The sequence below is a fragment of the Streptomyces sp. NPDC046261 genome (genome assembly GCF_040646235.1).
Lineage (GTDB): Bacteria > Actinomycetota > Actinomycetes > Streptomycetales > Streptomycetaceae > Streptomyces.
The window spans coordinates 415,539-433,300 of record NZ_JBEYZU010000002.1 but is presented as its reverse complement, the minus strand read 5'-3'; the positions used below and the strand labels follow the sequence as shown (position 1 = coordinate 433,300).

The window sequence follows — 17,762 nt, the reverse complement described above, 5'->3', positions numbered from 1 at the left end:
GCGCGCGCCCCGGATTAACCGCCGGGCGCCGCCGGCGACGCCCCCGCGACGGCCGACTCGTCAGTAACTCCCTTACGGCCCCCGGCCCGTGACCGCGCACCCCTCGGGGTCTGCGACGATGGGCACCATGCGTGCGCGATACGGAGTACCCCTGGGAATCACAGCGGTCGGCGCGGCGGGCCTCGCCTATGCCGCCGGCTTCGAAGTCCGTTCCTTCCGGCTGCGGCGGGTCACCGTACCCGTGCTGCCGCAGGGCATGCGGCCGCTGCGGGTGCTCCAGGTCTCCGACATCCACATGGTCGGCGGACAGCGCAAGAAGCAGCGCTGGCTCCAGTCGCTCGCGGGCCTGCGCCCCGACTTCGTGATCAACACCGGTGACAACCTCTCCGACCCGGAGGGCGTGCCCGAGACGCTCGACGCGCTCGGCCCGCTGATGCGCTTCCCCGGCGCCTACGTCTTCGGCTCCAACGACTACTACGGCCCCAAGCTGCGCAACCCCGCCCGCTACCTCCTGGAGAAGGCCAGCGGACGGCACGGCCTGAACGGCAATGCCCCGGTCGTCGGCGCGATCCACAACCCCTGGGAGGAGCTGCGCGACGGCTTCGACGCGGCGGGCTGGGTCAACCTCACCAACACGCGCGGCTCGCTCAAGATCGACGGCATGGAGATCGCCCTCACCGGCCTCGACGACCCGCACATCAAGCGCGACCGGTACGAGCAGGTCACCGGCGGCCCCCAGGAAGGCGCCGACTTCTCCCTCGGCGTCGTCCACGCCCCGTACCTGCGGGTCCTCGACGCCTTCACCGCCGACCGCTACCCCCTGATCCTCGCCGGGCACACGCACGGCGGCCAGCTCTGCATCCCCTTCTACGGGGCACTGGTCACCAACTGCGACATCGACACCCGGCGCGTGAAGGGCCTCTCCACCCACCAGGCCGGCGGCCACCAGTCCTACCTCCACGTCTCCGCAGGCTGCGGCACCAACCGCTACACCCCGGTCCGCTTCGCCTGCCCCCCCGAGGCCACGCTGCTCACCCTCGTCGCCCGCGGCTGAGCCCTCCAGCGCCCGTGGAGAGGCCGGGGAGGCGCAGGTGAGGGGCGGCGGGGCCCCCGTGGCCCCTCACCTGCGCCTCCCCGGGAAGCGGATTTCGCCTCCCGGCTCCGGTCCGCTAAAGTAGAGCTCGTTGCAGCGGGGTGTAGCGCAGCTTGGCAGCGCGCTTCGTTCGGGACGAAGAGGTCGTGGGTTCAAATCCCGCCACCCCGACTGGTGTAACACCAGCTCAGGCCCGGTCTTCCTTCATGGGAGACCGGGCCTGAGCCGTTCCTGGAGCGCCCGGACCCTCGCGAGGAGCGAACGAGGAGCGAACGGGGAGTCGATCTTGAAAAGCGGAATCTCGGGGCGTTGCCTACTGCCGAGCTTGCAGCAACGCATCGAGAGCGCAGACAGGTGATGTAGGACACATTGCCCGCCGTGCAGCCAGCGCCGCTTCCCAGACCTCGGTCAGCCCCGCCATCAGCTGCCGACGCATCTCGGGGCTGATGTGGTCGTACCGCGCCTGCACCGATCCGTCCAGGTGGCCGAGGCGCTCATCCGGTGGCAGCCGGCTGGTACAACCAGGTGGCGAATCCCGATCTACGCCAGTGAGCCGCGTGCTCCCCCGGCACATCACCTTGCGCGTAGCCGCGCTCCGCGATGGCTGCCTCCACCCTCAGCCGCGTTTCCCCCTTCACTGTTCCTTGACGGTACCCAGCACGCCAGGGCTGACCCAGTAGCGGCCGCGGTAGCCGCCGCTACTGCGTTCGGGACGAAGAGGTCGTGGGTTCAAATCCCGCCACCCCGACTTGGTTGCACCAGCTCAGGGCCCTGATCCTTTCGGGGATCAGGGCCCTGAGGCGTTTCCGGACCGTTCGGGAGTTCCGCTTGGCAGACGTCCCGATTCGCGAGGGCGGCGCGAGCGCCGGCGCGGGCGGGCGGGGAACGCCGGAGCCGGAACGCCCAGGGTGCCGGGTACCGCCTCACCCCGGACCGGCTGGGGGAATCGGGGGGCCGGTCCGGGGTGAGTGCTCTCAGTTGCCCCAGGTGTTTCCGGAGCCCACGGAGGCCAGGGGAGCCATGGCGCGGGGGAACGGGGAATTGCCCCAGGTGTTGTCCGCCTGAACGTACGCCGGCCGGGCCTGCTGCGCGGAGGCCTCGGCGCAGCTGATCAGTCCGGTCGCTGCGACACCGACCATGACGGCGGCCCGACGGGCGAGGGCGGACGTAACGGTGGACTGACGCATGACAAGGTCTCCCGGGGGATCGTGGTGGAGTGGCCGTCGGCGGCGCTGCACGCTTGCTGTCGGCATCACGAGTCTTGTCGCTGTCCGCGCCCCCGTCAGCATCATGGGCTGTCAGGGTCCTGCGGTGGCACCAGGCTGCCACTAGGTGGCCAGCGCAACTATTTGGCCATACCCATGAACAAGACACTTTGCCTTCCTCCTTACCCGTCGGGAACAATCGCAGGGCCGCAGGGGGCCTGAACTGACATTTCATGATCTGCGGCGCGCTGAGGGGGAGGGTTCGTGCTCAAGGAATTGGGTCTCGACTCCGACGGGGAGTCGGTCTACCGGGTGATGCTCAGAAGACCCCGGATACCGGCCGAGGAGGTCGCCGCCGCACTGGGGTGGCCCGTCGGCCGGGTGGCGGTGGCCGTCGCTGAGTTGGAGCGGCTGGAGCTCATCCGGCCATCCACCGAGGATCCTCGCCAGATGCGGCTGGTCAACCCGGAGCTGGGCCTGGAAGCCCTGCTGCTGCGCCAGGAACGCGAATTGCTGAAGCGTCAGGAAGCCATGGCGGCCACCCGGCTGTCGATCAGCCGGATGCTGGCCGACTACGGCGAGGACGACGCCGGTTCCGAGCCGCCCGGGGCGCGGCAGTTCATGGGGATGGACGCCATCGGCGCGCAGATCGAGCGGTACGCCCACCACTGCACCGACGAGGTGCTGGTCTTCGCACCGCGCGGCGCCCAGACCGAGGAGTCCCTGGAGGCCGCCCGGCCACTGGACCAGGCGGCCCTCTCACGCGGCGTCCGGCTGCGCTACGTCTATCTGGAGAGCCTGCACAACGACCCGACCACTCTCTCGTACGCCCACTGGCTGGACGAGAACGGCGGCCAGGTCCGCACCGTGCCCCAGTTGCCCCTCCGGTTGATCATCTATGACCGGCACACGGCGATCGTGCCGATCGATCCGGAGGCGGCGGCCAAGGGCGTGCTGATCCTCAACGGCACCGGCGTGGTGACCGCCCTGTGCACGCTCTTCGATCAGGTGTGGCAGCAGGCCGAGCCGCTGCGCCCCCGCATCAGGCGCCCCCGTTCCGGCGAGGACGCCCTGACCAATCAGGAACGAGCCGTCCTGGAACTGCTCGGGGCCGGGCACACCGATGAGACGGTGGCCCGCAAGCTCGGCATCTCGGTGCGCACGGGCCGCCGCATCACGGCGGAGCTCATGACCCGGCTCCACGCTCGCAGCCGGTTCCAGGCCGGAGCCCTGGCGACGGCCCGGGGGTGGCTGGTGCCGCTCGCGGAGCAGCTGGCCGACTTCTAGGGCAGGGCACTCGCCCTGCCGACTGAAGTGTCGCGTACCTACGAGATCAAGACAACTTCGGGCAAAGGCCGCCCTAGGCGGCCGGCATCATTGCTCCGGCCGGGGCGTTGACCGCGTCCGGCACCGGTTCGCCCGCGAGAGCGCGGCGGACGGAGGCCGCCACGGCGGTGCCTGCCTTCTCCTGTGCCTCATGGGTGCTGGCTCCGAGGTGCGGGGTGGCGACGACGCCGTCGAGCTCGAGCAGGGGCGAGCCGGTGCAGGGTTCGTCCGCGAACACATCCAGCCCGGCACCGGCCACCCGGCCCCGTACGAGTGCCGCGAGGAGCGCGGCCTCGTCGACGATGCCGCCCCTGGCCGCGTTGACGATCCGCACGCCCGGCTTCATCCGGCCGAACGCCTCGGGCCCGAGGAGCCCGAGGGTCTGCGGGGTCCTCGGCAGGTGCACGGAGATGAAGTCCGAGCGCCGCAGCAGCTCGTCCAGGCCGACCGGTTCCGCCCCCACCCGGGCGGCCGCCACCGTGTCGACGTACGGGTCGTAGCAGATGACCCGCATGTCGAAGGCGGTCATCCTGCGGGCGACGAGGGAGCCGATCCGGCCCAGTCCGACCACGCCCAGCACCTTGCCGGACAGTTCCACCCCGGTGAAGCGCGACCGCTGCCACTGACCGGCGCGCAGCGAGGCGTCCGCCGCGGCGACGTTGCGGGCGACCGCCAGCAGCAGCGCCACGGCGTGCTCGGCGGCACTGACGGCATTGGACGCCGGCGCGTTGACGACGAGCACGGAGGCGGCGGTGGCCGCGGCCACGTCGACGTTGTCCAGCCCGATGCCGGCCCGGGCGATCACCTTCAGCCGCCGGCCGGCCGCTATGGCCTCGGCGTCCATGGCGGTGGCGCTCCGGATCAGCACCGCGTCGGCCTCGACGAGCGCGGCCAGCAGCGCGGGGCGGTCGGTGCCGTCGCACCGGCGGATGTCGACGTCCGGGCCCAGGGCTTCGACCACAGCCGGGGAAAGCTCCTCGGCGAGCAGTACGACGGGGCGAACCGGTTGTCCGGTCATGGTGGTCCTTCTTTCGGTGGGGCGGGCGGGTGCCTGGCCTCGGCGGCGTTACTGCCTGGTGCCCGCCAGGTCCAGGGCCCGGGCGCGCAGGGCGAGCCGGGCCGGCAGGATGCTGGAGACCAGTGCGAGGGCGAGCCCGACGGCGGCACTGCCGGCGATGACGCCCCAGGGGAGCCGGAAGGGCAAGGTGGTTCCGTCGGTCAGGATCCGGTGGTCGATGAGCGACAGGGTGCTGAGCTGGGTCCCCACGGTGACCAGCAGGGCGAGCGCAGTCGCGGTGGCCACGGTCAGCAGGGCCTCCACGCCGACCATGGACAGCACCTGGCGGTCGTTGCCGCCGGTGAGCCGCAGCGTGGCGAAGTCCTGCAGCCGGTCGCCGGTGGACATCATCATGGTGTTGACGATCGCGATCAGGGCGTAGAGCACGGCCGGGCCAAGGATGGCGAGCAGGGCGATCCAGTCGTAGCGGGCCCGCGGGTCGTCGCCTGCGGCTCCCCGGCTCTCCGCAGCTGTGACCGTGACCCGGTCGGCAGCCGGGAGGACGGGGGCGGGGGCACCCGGCTCCGTGGTGATGTAGGCCGTGGCGGGGGCGCGGTCGGCGAGATGGGCGGCCACCGCGTCGTACGGCAGCAGGACTTCGGACAGGCTGAGCAGGGGGGTGACCACGGCGACCAGACGCAGGGTGACCGAGGCGCCGTCGGGCAGTCCGGCGGACAGCCGGTCGCCGGTCTGCCAGCCATTGGCCTGGGCGAGATCTGCCGAGACGGCGACGGAGGCGCCCTTGAGGTCCGCGAGCGAACCGGCCTCCGTCTTCACCCTCCAGGCCGCCGTGAGATCCCCGTCGACGACCGTGGCGGACGTCGTGGCCGCCTCGGCACCGCCGGAGACCACGCCGCCGCCCAGGTCGGAGACCAGGGTGGAGCCCAGGGCAGTGACGCGGGCTCCGGGCAGCTCCTTCACGTGCCGCAGTGCCGACGCCGACAGGGCACCGGAGCCCTCGGGCTCCACCACGTACTGGGCGCGCAGCGCGGCCCGGGTCTGGGCCGCCCGGGCGTCGCCGAATGCCGCGGTCGAACCGACGACGCTTCCGGTCAGCCCGACCGCCAGGAACACCGGGGTGGCGGTGGAGACCGTACGGCGCACCGCGGCGAGGGCGTTCTGCCGGGCCAGCAGGCCCACAGCGCCGGGGGCCAGCGGGACAGGCAGGGTCAGCAGCCGTACCAGCGGGGGGACGAGGAGGGGGGCGAAGAGCGCGACGGCCGGGATCGCGAGGATGTCGATGAGCAGCGACCAGACGGGCATGTTCCGCGGGTCGCGCAGTTGAGGGTCCTGCCGCAGCGCAGCCGGCATGGTGATGAGGAGCAGCAGGACCGTGACGAAGAGGGCGAGGAAGGCGAGGGCGAAGAGCCAGCGGCCGACCGTCATGACCTTGCGGTCCACCACGGCGTCGTTCAGCGCCTCGACGGGCCGCACCCGTCCGGCGCGGCGGGCGGCGGCGTACGCGCCCAGGAGCGCCACCACCACGCCGATGCCCGCGGCGATCAGCAGCGGGCCCGGCGCCGGGTGGATGCCGAAGCCCTCGGGGGCCACCCCGCGCGAGACCAGCCAGCGGGCCATGAGGGGGGCGATGGCCAGGCCGAGGAGGCTGCCGCAGGCAGCGGCGGCAACCGCGACGACCAGCGCCTCGCCGAGGATCAGCACCCTGACCTGCTGGGGCGTGGCGCCGACGGCCCTCAGCACGGCGGACTCCCGGCGCCGGCCGGCCACGGCGAAGGCGAAGGTGGAGGCGACGACGAAGACCGAGACGAAACCTGCCATGCCCGCCATGAAGCTGAGCAGCTTCTTCACCGAGGGCGCCGCCGGATCCGGATTGTCCAGGCCCGTCGTCGTCCCGATCAGCAGCCCGCAGGCGGATATCAGGGCAACGCCCAGAGCGAGGGCGACGAAGGAGCCGGCCAGGCCGGGCCACCGCTTGCGCAGGGTGGCCGTGGCCATGGGCAGCAGGGTGAGGGTCCCCTTCACAGGGCACCGCCGACCGTGCGCGCCGCCTGCGCGGCGCCGGCCTCCAGGCGGGTCATGCGCTCGGCGATCCGCTGGGCGCCGGGCCGGTGCAGCTCGTCCATCAGTCGCCCGTCGGCGAGGAACACCACCCGGTCCGCGTAGGAGGCGGCCACCGGGTCATGGGTGACCATGATCGTGGTCTGGCCCTGTTCGTCGACCAGCGCGCGCAGCAGTTCCAGGACGGTCCGGCTGCTGCTGCTGTCGAGGGCGCCGGTGGGCTCGTCGGCGAAGAGCACCTGGGGGCGGCTGATCAGGGCACGGGCGATGGCCACCCGCTGCTGCTGGCCGCCGGACATCTGCGAGGGCAGGTGCCTGCCGCGCTCACCCAGGCCGACCCGGGCGAGCGCGGCGCGCACGGCGCCGGGGTCCGGGCGGGATCCGGCCAGGCGCAGTGGCAGACCGACGTTCTGCTCGGCGGTCAGCGCGCCGAGGAGATTGAAGGACTGGAAGACGAATCCGATGCGCTCGCGGCGCAGTTCGGTGAGCGCCTTCTCGCTCAGCGGGCCGAGTTCGACCCCGTCCACGACCACCCGTCCGGAGTCGGGGCGGTCAAGTCCGGCCGCGCACTGCAGCAGAGTGCTCTTACCGGAACCCGAAGGGCCCATGACGGCGGTGAAAGTGGCGCGTTCGAAGTCGATGGAGACTCCGTCGAGGGCGTGCACGGCCGTTGAGGTGCCCGATGCGTAGGTCCTGATGATCTGTTCGAGCTGCACTGCTCGGTCGTTTTGCATGTGTCAACGCCTATCAGACGGTGTGGTGCCGGAGGGGGGCAAACTGACCCGTACATGCCACGACATCAGTACCCACCCCACTGAGCGAGCAGGGCCTGCTGGCCCTCGTCCGCCGACAGCAGACCGAGGTCACCCACCGGCAGGTGCGGGTCGTCCGCCAGGACCTCCAGCAGTCGCACCATCTGGTCCAGCAAGCGCTGCGCCTCGGCGTGTTCGTAGACGTCCGGGCGGTAGCCCAGGCGCAGGCCGAGGGTGGAGGCGTCCAGGCCGGGGACGGCCTGCATGCGCAGCGGATAGTGGGTGTCGTCCTTGCTGTCGCCGCCGGTCAGCCGCAACCCGTCGGCGCCACCGAGGAGAGCGTCGGCGTCCAGGGGGGCGTTCTGCACGACCGTGGTGGTGTCGAAGAGCACACCGCCGCCCGCCACTTGCTGCACGTCGCTCAGGCTCACATGGTGATGGGGTGTCAACTGTGCCTGCTCGTGCTGGATGCGCTCCAGCAGCTCCAGGAACGTCTCACCGGCGCGCACGCGCACCCGCACCGGCAGAGTGTTGAGGAAGTTGCCGATCAGGCGCTCGACGCCGGGGAGCTCCGGGGGGCGCCCCGAGACGGTCGACCCGAAGACCACGTCGTCCCTTCCCGTCAGCCGGGACAGCAGCACGCCCCAGGCGGCCTGGACCGCCGTACCGAGGGTGATCCCGTGCCGGCGCAGCCGGGCCCCCAGGCGTGCGGTCAGGTCCGGCGGCAGGTCGGTGCGCACCGCGTCCTGGGCGGCGGACTCGGCCTGCGAGACCTGCGGAGCCACCACGGTGGGCGTCGCCGGCCCGGAGAGGGCCGCCGCCCACACCCGCAGCGCCTCGTCCTGGTCCTGCCCGGCCAGCCAGGTCAGATACGAGCGCAAGGGGGGCGAGGGGGGCAGCGCGTCCTCGCCTCGCGCGTAGAGGGTGAACAGCTCCTCCATCAGCAACGGTACCGACCAGCCGTCCCACAGAATGTGATGTCCCGTCAGAACGAGTCGGTGCCGGTCGCCCGGCAGCGAGACCAGCATCAGCCGCAGCAGGGGCGGATCCGTCAGGTCGAACGGCAGCGCCCGCTGCTCCTCGACGAGCCCGGCCGTCGCGGCGGACAGCTCCGCCTCCGCGACCGCGGAGACGTCCACGTGCCGCCAGGGCAACCGCACCTCGCGGTGCACCACCTGGACCGGGCGTTCGGTCACGTCGTGCCGGAACGCCACCCGCAGGGAGGGGTGCCGGGCCAGCAGCCGATCGGCCGCGGTGCGCAGGGCTTCGGCGTCCAGCTCCCCTTCCAGGTCCAGCACCAGCTGGGTCGTATAGACGTCCCTGTCACCCGCCGTCAGCAGCGCATGGAAGAGGAATCCTTCCTGCAGAGGGGTCAGCGGCAGCACGTCCATCAGCCCCGGCTCCGCGCCCAGCAGCAGCCGCGTCTCCTCCTCGAGCCCCGGGAAGGGCCCGTCGGCAACAGCCGCGGGGCCGTCGGCCACCACCTCGGCGACCGAGGCAAGGGCGGCCGCCGTACGGTACTGGAAGACCTCCCGGACGGTGAAGGCCAGCCCGGCGTCACGCGCCCGGGAGACCAGCCGGATCGCCAGGATGCTGTCACCGCCGAGGTCGAAGAAGGAGTCGTCGGCTCCCACCCGCCCGACCTCGAGGACAGCGGCGAGCAGCTCGCACAGCAGCGCCTCACGGGCCGTCGCGGGCTCCGAGCCCCCGTCGCCGACGCCGAGAACGGGCATGGGCAGCGCCTTGCGGTCCACCTTGCCGTTGGCGGTCAGAGGCAGGGCGTCGAGCGTGACGAACGCGGCCGGGACCATGTAGTCCGGCAGCGACGCGGCCAGGAACGGCCGCAGCACCGCCGCGTCGGCCGTTCCCACGACGTATGCCACCAGCCGCCTGGCCGCGGGCCGGTCCTCCCGGACCATGACCAGCGCCTGGGCGACCTCCGGGTGCGCCGCCAGGGCCGACTCGACCTCGCCGGGCTCGATGCGGAAGCCGCGGACCTTCACCTGGTGGTCGGCGCGGCCCAGGTACTCGAGGTCTCCGTCGGGCCGCCACCGTGCGAGGTCGCCGGTGCGGTACATCCGTGCGCCGGGTTCCCCGAAGGGATCGGCGACGAAGCTGCCGGCCGACAGGCCGGGACGGCCCAGGTAGCCGCGGGCCAGTCCCGCACCGGCCAGATACAGCTCGCCCGGCACGCCGACGGGCACCGGCTGAAGGTGCGCGTCGAGAACGTACAGCCGGGTGCCGGTGATCGGCCGGCCGATGGGGGCCACCACGGCGCCGGACAACGGCGCGCTCATGCTGGCACAGACCGTGGACTCCGTCGGGCCGTAGGCGTTGACCATCCGGCGCCCTTCCGACCAGGTGCGGACCAGGTCCGGCGCGGTCGCCTCGCCTGCCACCACCAGCGTGCTGCCGGGCGGCAGGCTCCCTTCGGGCATCACGGGCAGGGCCGAGGGCGGCAGGGTCAGGTGCGTGACGCCGTGCTCGGCGATCACCGCGGCCAGCGACGGACCGGGCAGCAGCCGGTCCTTGTCCGCCAGGACCGCGCAGGAGCCGGTCAGCAGCGCCATGCACAGCTCCCACACCGCCGCGTCGAAACTCGGGGACGCGAAGAGCAGCACCCGGCTGCCGGGCGTCACGGCCAGGCCCTCGACCTGGCCGGCGACCATGCTGGAGATGCCGGTGTGCGTGACCACGACGCCCTTGGGGCGCCCGGTCGATCCGGACGTGTAGATGACGTAGGCGGGGTGTGCGGCCCGGCGGGGCGCGGCGCGTTCGGCGTCCGTGAGATCCGTCCCCGCGAAGGCGGAGGTGTCGGTCCTGTCCAGCAGCAGCCGGGGGATGTCCGCCTGCGGCAGCCCCCCGGCGACCGCACTGCTGGTGATGAGCAGCGCGGGGCCGGCATCGGCCAGCATGTAGGCGAGCCGACCGGCCGGATAGCCGGGGTCCAGCGGTACGAACGCGGCCCCCGCCTTGACCACGGCCAGCTGGGCGACCACGAGGTCCACCGACCGCTCCAGGGCGATCGCGACGAACCGCTCGGGTCCGGCGCCGCGCTCGCTCAGCAACCGGGCCAGCCGGTTGGCGCGGGCGTTGAGCTCCCGGTACGTCAGCGTCGTGGTGCCGTGCACCAGCGCCGTGGCGTCCGGCTCCTTCGCCACCCGGGCCTCGAAGAGATCCGCGAGAGTCGTCTCCCCGCAGGGCGCGCTCGCTTCACCGGCGCCCAGGTCGGTCAGCAGCCACGCCCGCTCCGCGGGGCTGAGGACGTCGAGGCGGCCGACCGGCAGGCCGGGCCGGTCGACGACCGTCGTGAGCACGTTCAGCAGTCGGCCGGCGATCGCCCGCACCCGCTCGCGGTCGAGCAGGTCCGGCTGGTAGTCCAGGCGGAACTCCAGTCCGTCGCCGGGCTGGGCGACCAGGCCCAGCGTGTAGTGGACCGCGTCATGGCCCCGCAGCCCGGCGAGCCGCAGGCCCGTGCCCGAAGCGCTGTCGCCCAGGGCCTCCAGGTCGAGGGGGTAGTTCTCGAAGACCATCGCGGTGTCGAACAGCTCACCCAGCCCGGCCAGGTGCTGGAGCTCCGCGAGGCCGAGGTGCTGGTGGCCCAGCAGCGCCGACTGCTCCGTCTGCATCCGGGCGAACAGGCCGGCCACCGGCTCGGCAGGGTCCAGCCGCACGCGTACCGGCACGGTGTTGATGAACAGCCCCACCATCTCCTCGATGCCCGCCAGCTCCGGCGGACGACCGGAAACGGTGGCTCCGAAGACGACATCGTCCTTGCCCGTCAGCCGGGCCAGGACCAGGGCCCACGCGCCCTGGAGCACGGTGTTCACCGTCAGCCCGGCGGCCTTCGCCCAGGCCGTCAGCGCGGCGGCCTCCGGCTCGGGCAGGGTGAACTCCAGCCGCTCGGGCACCATCGGCGTACGGCCCGGCGCACCGTCCCCGACCCGCGTGGGCTCCTCCAGTCCCGCCAGGGCGTCCGCCCACGCGGCACGCGCGGCCTGCCGGTCGGTGCCGGCCAGGTGCTCCAGGAAGTCCCGGTACGGGCGGGCCCGGGGCAGCGCGCCGGGGGCGGCGGCAGCCGCGTACAGCGTGAGCAGCTCCCGGATCAGCACGGGCGTCGACCAGCCGTCGAGCAGCAGGTGGTGGTTGGTGAACACCAGCCGGTGGCGGCCGGGCTCCAGGCGCAGGAGCATGCAGCGCAGCAGCGGCGCGCGGTCGGGCACGAAGCCGCGGGCACGCTCGGCCGCGGCGAGCGCATCGGCCCGGTCCTCCCGGTCCTCGGCGGCCAGGTGGCCCAGGTCCTCCTCCGTCCACGGCAGTTCGACGTACGCGGGGACGATCTGCACCGGGTGCGTCAGGCCGGTGTGGTGGAACTCGGCACGCAGACCCGGGTGCCGGTCCAGCAGGGCCTGGGCGGCCGCGCGCAGCACGGCGGTGTCCAGCGGGCCCTCCAGGTCGAGCTGGACCTGCGCGGTGTAGACGTCCGCCGCGTGGCCGTCGTAGAGGCCGTGGAAGAGCAGGCCGTGCTGGAGCGGGGAGAGCGGAAGGATGTCGGCCAGACCGGGCCTGCGCTCCTCCAGCAGCTCGATCTCCTGCTGGGCGAGCCCGGCCAGGGGGACGTCCGAAGGGGTGCGTCCGCCCGCGCCCGGCCGGGCGCCCTGGGCGGCGATGGTGCGCAGTGCCGCGAACCACGCGGTGGCCAGTGCCTCGACGTCCGCGCCGTCGAGCAGGCCGGTGGCCCAGGTCCAGCTCGCCACGAGTTCCGGTCCCTGCGGGCCGTCCTGGGTGAGGGCGTTGAGCTCCAGGGTGTGACCGAGCGGCATCCGGGGTCCACCGCCGGGGATGCCGTTCTCGATCCGGGGGACGACCGCCCAGTCGGCGTCCTCGCCGACCGGGGCCGCGAAACGGCCGAGGTAGTTGAAGCCGATCTGCGGGGGCGTGAGACCGGCGAGCCGTGCCGCGCCCTCCGCGTCGAGGTGGCGCAGCAGGCCGTAGCCGATGCCCTTGCCGGGCACGGCCCGCAGCTGCTCCTTGACCCGCTTGAGCGCTCCGTCGACCAGCGCCCCGTCGGCAAGCGCCCCACCGCCCGCGGCGAGCCGTACCGGGTACATGCTGGTGAACCAGCCGACCGTACGGGAGAGGTCACTGCCGGGCACGGCCTCCTCCTCGCGGCCGTGGCCCTCGAGGTCGAGGAGGACCGGGCCGCCGCGCCACTGCTCGTGGGCGAGGGCGAAGGCGGCCAGCAGGACGTCATTGACCTCGGCGTGGTACGCGGCCGGGACACGGGTCAGCAGCGCCTCGGTCACCTCAGCGGGCAGCCGCAGTGTCAGCTGTCCGGCCGTCTCCACCACGTCACGGGCCGGGTCCAGGGCGCGCGGGCCCAGCAGCGGTCCGGGCTCGGACAGCACGCCCTCCCAGTAGGGAAGTTCGGCGATCCGTTCCGGGGACGCGGCCGCCTCGGCGAGGCGCCGGGCCCAGGTTCGCAGCGACGTACCCACCGGTTCGAGACCGGGGGTACGGCCCTCGGCCACCGCTTCCCATGCCCGGGCGAGGTCGGGGGCGAGCACGCGCCAGGAAACGCCGTCGATCACCAGGTGGTGGACGACCAGCAGCAGCAGGCCGGGGCGTCCAGGTCCGCGGTCGCACCACACGGCCTGGAGGACGGTCCCGTCGCGCGGCGCCAGCCGGGCGAGCGCAGCCCGGCCCTCCCGGCCGAGGAGCGCGTCCAGTTCGTGGTCGCCGAGCCCGCCGGCATCCACCCGGCGCACGAGGCCGGCGGCGTCCACCGAGCCGACCGGGCCGGTCTCCAGGGCGTCGTCGATCAGCCGGGCCCGCAGGGCATCATGGTGGTCGAGCAGTGCCTGCACCGCCGTGACGAGGTGCGGTTCGGTCAGCGCGTCCGGCACGCGCAGCACCATCGACTGGTTGTAGCCGTCGAGCGGTCCGCCCAGCTCCAGAGCCCAGCGCATGATCGGGGTGAGCGGCAGGACGCCGGTGCCCTCGCCCGCGGGCTCGGCCCGGCGCCGCCCCGCGTCGAGAGCGGTGGCGCTCTCGGCCAGCGCGGCGGGCGTCCTGAGCCGGAAGACGTCGCGCGGGGTGATGCCCAGGCTCGCCCCGCGTGCCGCCGAGACGAGCTGGATGGACATGATGCTGTCGCCGCCCAGGTCGAAGAAGGAGTCCTCGACACCGACGTTCCCGGCGCCGAGCACCTGTGCGAAGAGCCCGCACAGCACGTCCTCGCGCTCCGTGCGCGGGGCGCGGCCGGCGCCGGCGGAACCGGTGATCTCCGGTGCCGGGAGCGCCCTGGTGTCGAGCTTGCCGTTGGCGGTCAGCGGCAGGCCGGCGAGGGTGACGAAGGCGGACGGGACCATGTAGCCGGGCAGGGCCGCACCGAGGCCGGTGCGCAGGGTGTCGACGTCGGGCACGGCTCCGGCCGCGGGGACCACGTAGGCCACCAGGCGCTTGTCGCCGGGACGGTCCTCACGGACGACGACGGCGCCACCGGCGACCTCGGGCAGGCCGAGCAGGACGCTCTCGATCTCGCCGAGTTCGATGCGGAACCCGCGGATCTTCACCTGGTGGTCGGCGCGGCCCAGGTACTCCAGACCGCCGTCGGGATGCCGGCGGGCCAGGTCGCCGGTGCGGTACATCCGGGTGCCGGGCCCGCCGTACGGGTCGGCGACGAACCGGTCCGCGGAGAGGCCGGGGCGGCCGAGGTAGCCTCGGGCCAGGCCGGCCCCGGCGACGTACATCTCGCCGCGCTCGCCCACGGGTACGGGCCGCAGGCTCGCGTCGAGGACGTAGATCCTCAGGTCGGGAATGGCGCGGCCGATCAGGCTGCGGGTCTGGCCCTGGGTTGCGGCCGGGTCGAGGGCGAGGTGGCTGACGTGCACGGTGGTCTCGGTGATCCCGTACATGTTCACCAGCACGCCCTCGGGGTGGCGCGCGTACCAGGGTGCGAGGCGGCCGAGGTCGAGCGCCTCGCCGCCGAAGACGACGTAGCGCAGGGCGAGTTCGCCGGACGGGCGCTCCTCGTCCGCCCGCATCAGCTGGTAGAAGGCCGACGGCGTCTGGTTCAGGACCGTGACGCGCTCCCGCGCGAGCAGGGTGAGGAAGTCCTCCGGCGAACGGCTGACCGCGTGCGGCACCACGACCAGGCGGCCGCCGTACAGCAGCGGCCCCCACAGCTCCCACACGGAGAAGTCGAAGGCATAGGAGTGGAAGAGCGTCCACACGTCGTCCGGCCCGAAGCCGAACCAGTGCTCCGTGGCGGTGAACAGGCGCACGACGTTGCGGTGCGGCACGACGACGCCCTTGGGGCGGCCGGTGGAGCCTGAGGTGTAGATGACGTACGCGGGGTGGTCCGGTGACAGCGGCGCGGAGCGCTCGGCGTCGGTGAGGGGGGCCGGGTCGGCCTCCGCGAGCTCGGCGGCGGTCCGCGGCGCGTCGAGGACGAGCACGGGGACGTCGGTGGCCGGGACCTGTGCCGCGGTCGCGACGTCGGTCACGACGAGTTCGGGCCGGGCGTCCGCCAGCATGTACGCGAGCCGGTCGGCAGGGTAGTGCGGGTCCAGGGGCACATAGGCGGCGCCCGCCTTGACCACCGCGAGCAGGGTCGTGACCAGGTTGTCCGACCGCTCCATGGCGACGGCCACATAGCGTTCGGGGCCGGCTCCGCGGGCGGCCAGCAGCCGGGCGAGGCGGTTGGCGCGCGCCTCCAGCTCGGCGTAGGTCAGCGCCCGTGTGCCGTCGGTGACGGCGATCGCGCCGGGGCGCAGCGCCGCCTGCTCCTCGAAGCGCGCGGCGAGGGTACGGCCGTCGGCGGGGACATCGGCGGGGGTCGTCCAGTCGGCGAGGAGCGCCTGCTTCTCCTCCTCCGACACCAGGTCCAGGCGGCCGACGGGCCGCTGGAGGTCGTCCAGCGCGTCGGAGACGAACCGCAGGAAGCGGTCCTGGTGGGCGGCGACCGCGTCGAGGTCGCAGCTGCCGGGCGCGGCGTCGAAGGTGATGCGCAGCCCTTGCTCGGCGCCGAGGTCGTAGACACCGATGGACAGGTCGTCCACGGGCCCGTTGCTCAGGTTGTGCTGGATCGTGTACTGGCCGCAGAAGCGCAGGCCCGGGTCGAAGGCCATGATGTTGACCATCGGGGAGGCGATCCGTCGCGCCGGGCCGTCGCTGCCGGGCTCCCGGCAGAGGTCCTCGTATCGCGTCAGCTGGTGCTTGAGCGCTCCGCGTACTTCCGCGACGACCGAGGCGACGACCTCGCCCAGGGATGTCCCCGGACGGACGCGCACGCGCAGCGGCACGATGTTGGAGGCCATGGCGGGCGTACGGCGGGACGAGGCCGTGGGACGGCCGGTCACCGGCAGGCCGAGCACCAGCTCGTCATGTCCGGTGGCCCGGTGCAGATAGCCCGCGATCAGTGCGAGGAGCAGCATCGACCAGCGGGTGCCGGCACCGCGGGCCGTCGTCCGCAGCCGGGCGGCTTCGGCGGCGGGCAGCATCACGCTGCGCCGGACGAACAGCTCGCTGTCCGCCGTCGTCCCCTCCGGCTGGTCCCGCTCGGCCAGGCGCGGTGTCCCGGGCAGTGCGGCCAGGTGCCCGGCCCAGTACGCCCGGTCGTCGGCGGCGGCCGGGGACACGCGGTAGGCCGCGTCCTCGGCGAGCACCTCGCGCAGGGTGCCGAACGTGCCCTGCTGCCATGGAAGGCCGACGGCCGCCTGCTCGTACAGCTCGGTGATCCGGGCGTCCAGCAGGGCGAGGCCGAAGCCGTCGATGACGATGTGGTGGTAACGCTGGTAGTAGAAGAAGTGGTCGTCGGCCAGCTTCAGGAGGGCGAAGCGGCTCAGCCCGCCCGCGGTGAGGTCCATCGGGGTCCGCATGTCGGCGGCCATCCAGGCGCGCCCTGCGGCAGCGGGTTCGCTCTCGCCGGAGACGTCGACCAATTCCAGCCGCCGCTCGCCCGGTTCGGCGTCCAGGACCTGCCACAGTCCGTCCTCGTCGCGCTCGATGCGGCTGATGCGCAGCACATCGGTCTCCTGCGCGAGCCGGTACCAGGCGGCGGCCATCCGCTCGGGGTCGACGGGGCCGAGGATCTCCTTGTACTCGCCGATGGTGTAGCGGCGGCCGGTGGGGTCGAGGTCATGGGCGAACCAGATACCGGTCTGGGCCGCCGAGAGGGGAAGCCTGGTGCTCTCAGACATCGCCGTGCACCTCCGTCGCCCGGAGCGGGGCGGCCGGCTCGCGCAGGGTGCGTGGGCGCATGTCCGTCCACCGGCTGCCGACGAAGTCCACGCAGGCGTCGCGCGTGGTCTCTGCCAGCGCCACCGTCCATCCCCCGGGCACCTCGGCGAACGCGGGCCAAAGGGAGTACTGCTCCTCGTCGTTGACCAGGACGAGGAACCTGCCCTCCTGGTCGTCGAAGGGGTTGTTCGCCATGGGGCGCTCCTAGGGAAGTGCGGCGGGTCTTACGGTCGGCCGGCGGGAGCGAGCCGCCCGGTCACGACCTCGAGCAGCTCATCGGTCGCGGTCTCGGTGTAGAAGTGACCGCCGGGCAGGACGTGCAGGCCGAAGCCGGCGGTGGTGAAGCGGGCCCACTCCTGCGCGTCGGCCGGGGTGTTGTACGTGTCGTCCGATCCGACGAGCGCGGTGACGGGGCACATCAGCGGGGCGCCGGGCCGGTGCCGGTAGGTGTCGATCAGGGCGAAGTCGGCCCGCAGGGCGGGCAGGGCGACGGCCAGCAGCTCGGGGTGGTCGAGCAGCGCGGCTCCGGTGCCGCCGAGATCGCGGACGTAGCGCAGGACGCCCTCGTCGCCCCGGAACTCGGGGCCCGGCGGCCGGCACCGGTCGGGCGCCCGGCGTGCGGAGGCGAACAGGTGGACCAGGGCCGGACGCAGCTCGCGGGGCAGGGCGCGGGCGACCTCGTAGGCGACCGTGGCGCCCATGCTGTGGCCGAAGAAGGCCACGGGGCGGTCGAGGAGTGGGCCGATCGACCCGGTGATCGCGGCCACGAGAGCGGTCATGTCGGAGGCCGGGGCCTCCTCGTAACGGTCCTGCCGCCCGGGGTACTGGACGGCGGTGACCTCGACCGAGGCAGGCAGCCCCGCGGCCCAGCCGCGGAAGGCGCTGGCCGCGCCCCCCGCGTGCGGGAAGCACAGGAGGCGGGTCGTCGCCGCCGGGCGGGGGGTGAAGGTCCGGAACCAGGCGGTACGGGACGGGACGGCGGTGCTCACTCGACCGGCACCCCGGCGCGCAGGTGGTCCATGGAACCGGCGGGGACGGCCCCGCCGTCGGGATGCGCTGCGGTCATC

General features: G+C 73.1%; 8 protein-coding genes, 1 tRNA gene and 2 pseudogenes. 3 read left to right on the top strand and 8 right to left on the bottom strand.

Features of this window, described 5'->3' with window-relative positions; genetic code table 11:
• Positions 1-127 precede the first annotated feature (127 nt).
• Positions 128-1,054 carry a metallophosphoesterase gene (locus tag ABZ956_RS06100; protein WP_361887625.1) on the top strand — a complete coding sequence of 309 codons (927 nt, stop codon included), beginning with the start codon at positions 128-130 and terminating at the stop codon, positions 1,052-1,054.
• 136 nt (positions 1,055-1,190) lie between these two features.
• Positions 1,191-1,264: transfer RNA gene (locus ABZ956_RS06095), tRNA-Pro, on the top strand.
• A 142-nt stretch (positions 1,265-1,406) separates the two neighbouring features.
• On the opposite strand, the pseudogene ABZ956_RS06090 reads toward ABZ956_RS06095, so the two are convergent.
• Positions 1,407-1,719 (bottom strand): annotated as a pseudogene (locus ABZ956_RS06090) (hypothetical protein); the annotation flags it as partial.
• 348 nt (positions 1,720-2,067) lie between these two features.
• Positions 2,068-2,280 (bottom strand): hypothetical protein, encoded by a 213-nt coding sequence (locus tag ABZ956_RS06085; RefSeq protein ID WP_361887622.1) that lies wholly within the window; start codon positions 2,278-2,280, stop codon positions 2,068-2,070.
• Between the two features lie 282 nt (positions 2,281-2,562).
• Here ABZ956_RS06085 and ABZ956_RS06080 point away from each other — a divergent pair, with 282 nt between their 5' ends.
• On the top strand, positions 2,563-3,585 hold the full coding sequence (locus tag ABZ956_RS06080; protein WP_361887619.1) for a LuxR C-terminal-related transcriptional regulator: 1,023 nt from the start codon (positions 2,563-2,565) through the stop codon (positions 3,583-3,585).
• Between the two features lie 106 nt (positions 3,586-3,691).
• Here ABZ956_RS06080 and ABZ956_RS06075 read toward each other — a convergent pair.
• From ABZ956_RS06075 to ABZ956_RS06050, 6 genes and pseudogenes are all read right to left on the bottom strand, one after another.
• Positions 3,692-4,642: pseudogene (locus ABZ956_RS06075) on the bottom strand (hydroxyacid dehydrogenase); the annotation flags it as partial.
• A 48-nt stretch (positions 4,643-4,690) separates the two neighbouring features.
• Positions 4,691-6,637: an ABC transporter permease gene (locus ABZ956_RS06070; protein ID WP_361887616.1), complete on the bottom strand. Its 1,947-nt coding sequence runs from the start codon at positions 6,635-6,637 to the stop codon at positions 4,691-4,693.
• 23 nt (positions 6,638-6,660) lie between these two features.
• Complete coding sequence (locus ABZ956_RS06065) at positions 6,661-7,434, bottom strand: ABC transporter ATP-binding protein (protein WP_361887613.1); 774 nt, start codon at positions 7,432-7,434, stop codon at positions 6,661-6,663.
• A gap of 65 nt (positions 7,435-7,499) precedes the next feature.
• The gene (locus ABZ956_RS06060) at positions 7,500-16,655 is read right to left on the bottom strand and encodes an amino acid adenylation domain-containing protein (RefSeq protein ID WP_361887610.1); all 9,156 of its coding nucleotides are present in this window, start codon (positions 16,653-16,655) and stop codon (positions 7,500-7,502) included.
• Positions 16,648-16,890, bottom strand: a complete 243-nt coding sequence (locus tag ABZ956_RS06055; RefSeq protein ID WP_361887607.1) for an MbtH family protein — start codon at positions 16,888-16,890, stop codon at positions 16,648-16,650. The genes ABZ956_RS06060 and ABZ956_RS06055 overlap by 8 nt, the downstream gene beginning before the upstream one ends.
• A 29-nt stretch (positions 16,891-16,919) precedes the next feature.
• On the bottom strand, positions 16,920-17,684 hold the full coding sequence (locus ABZ956_RS06050) for an alpha/beta fold hydrolase (protein ID WP_361887604.1): 765 nt from the start codon (positions 17,682-17,684) through the stop codon (positions 16,920-16,922).
• Between the last annotated feature and the right edge of the window lie 78 nt (positions 17,685-17,762).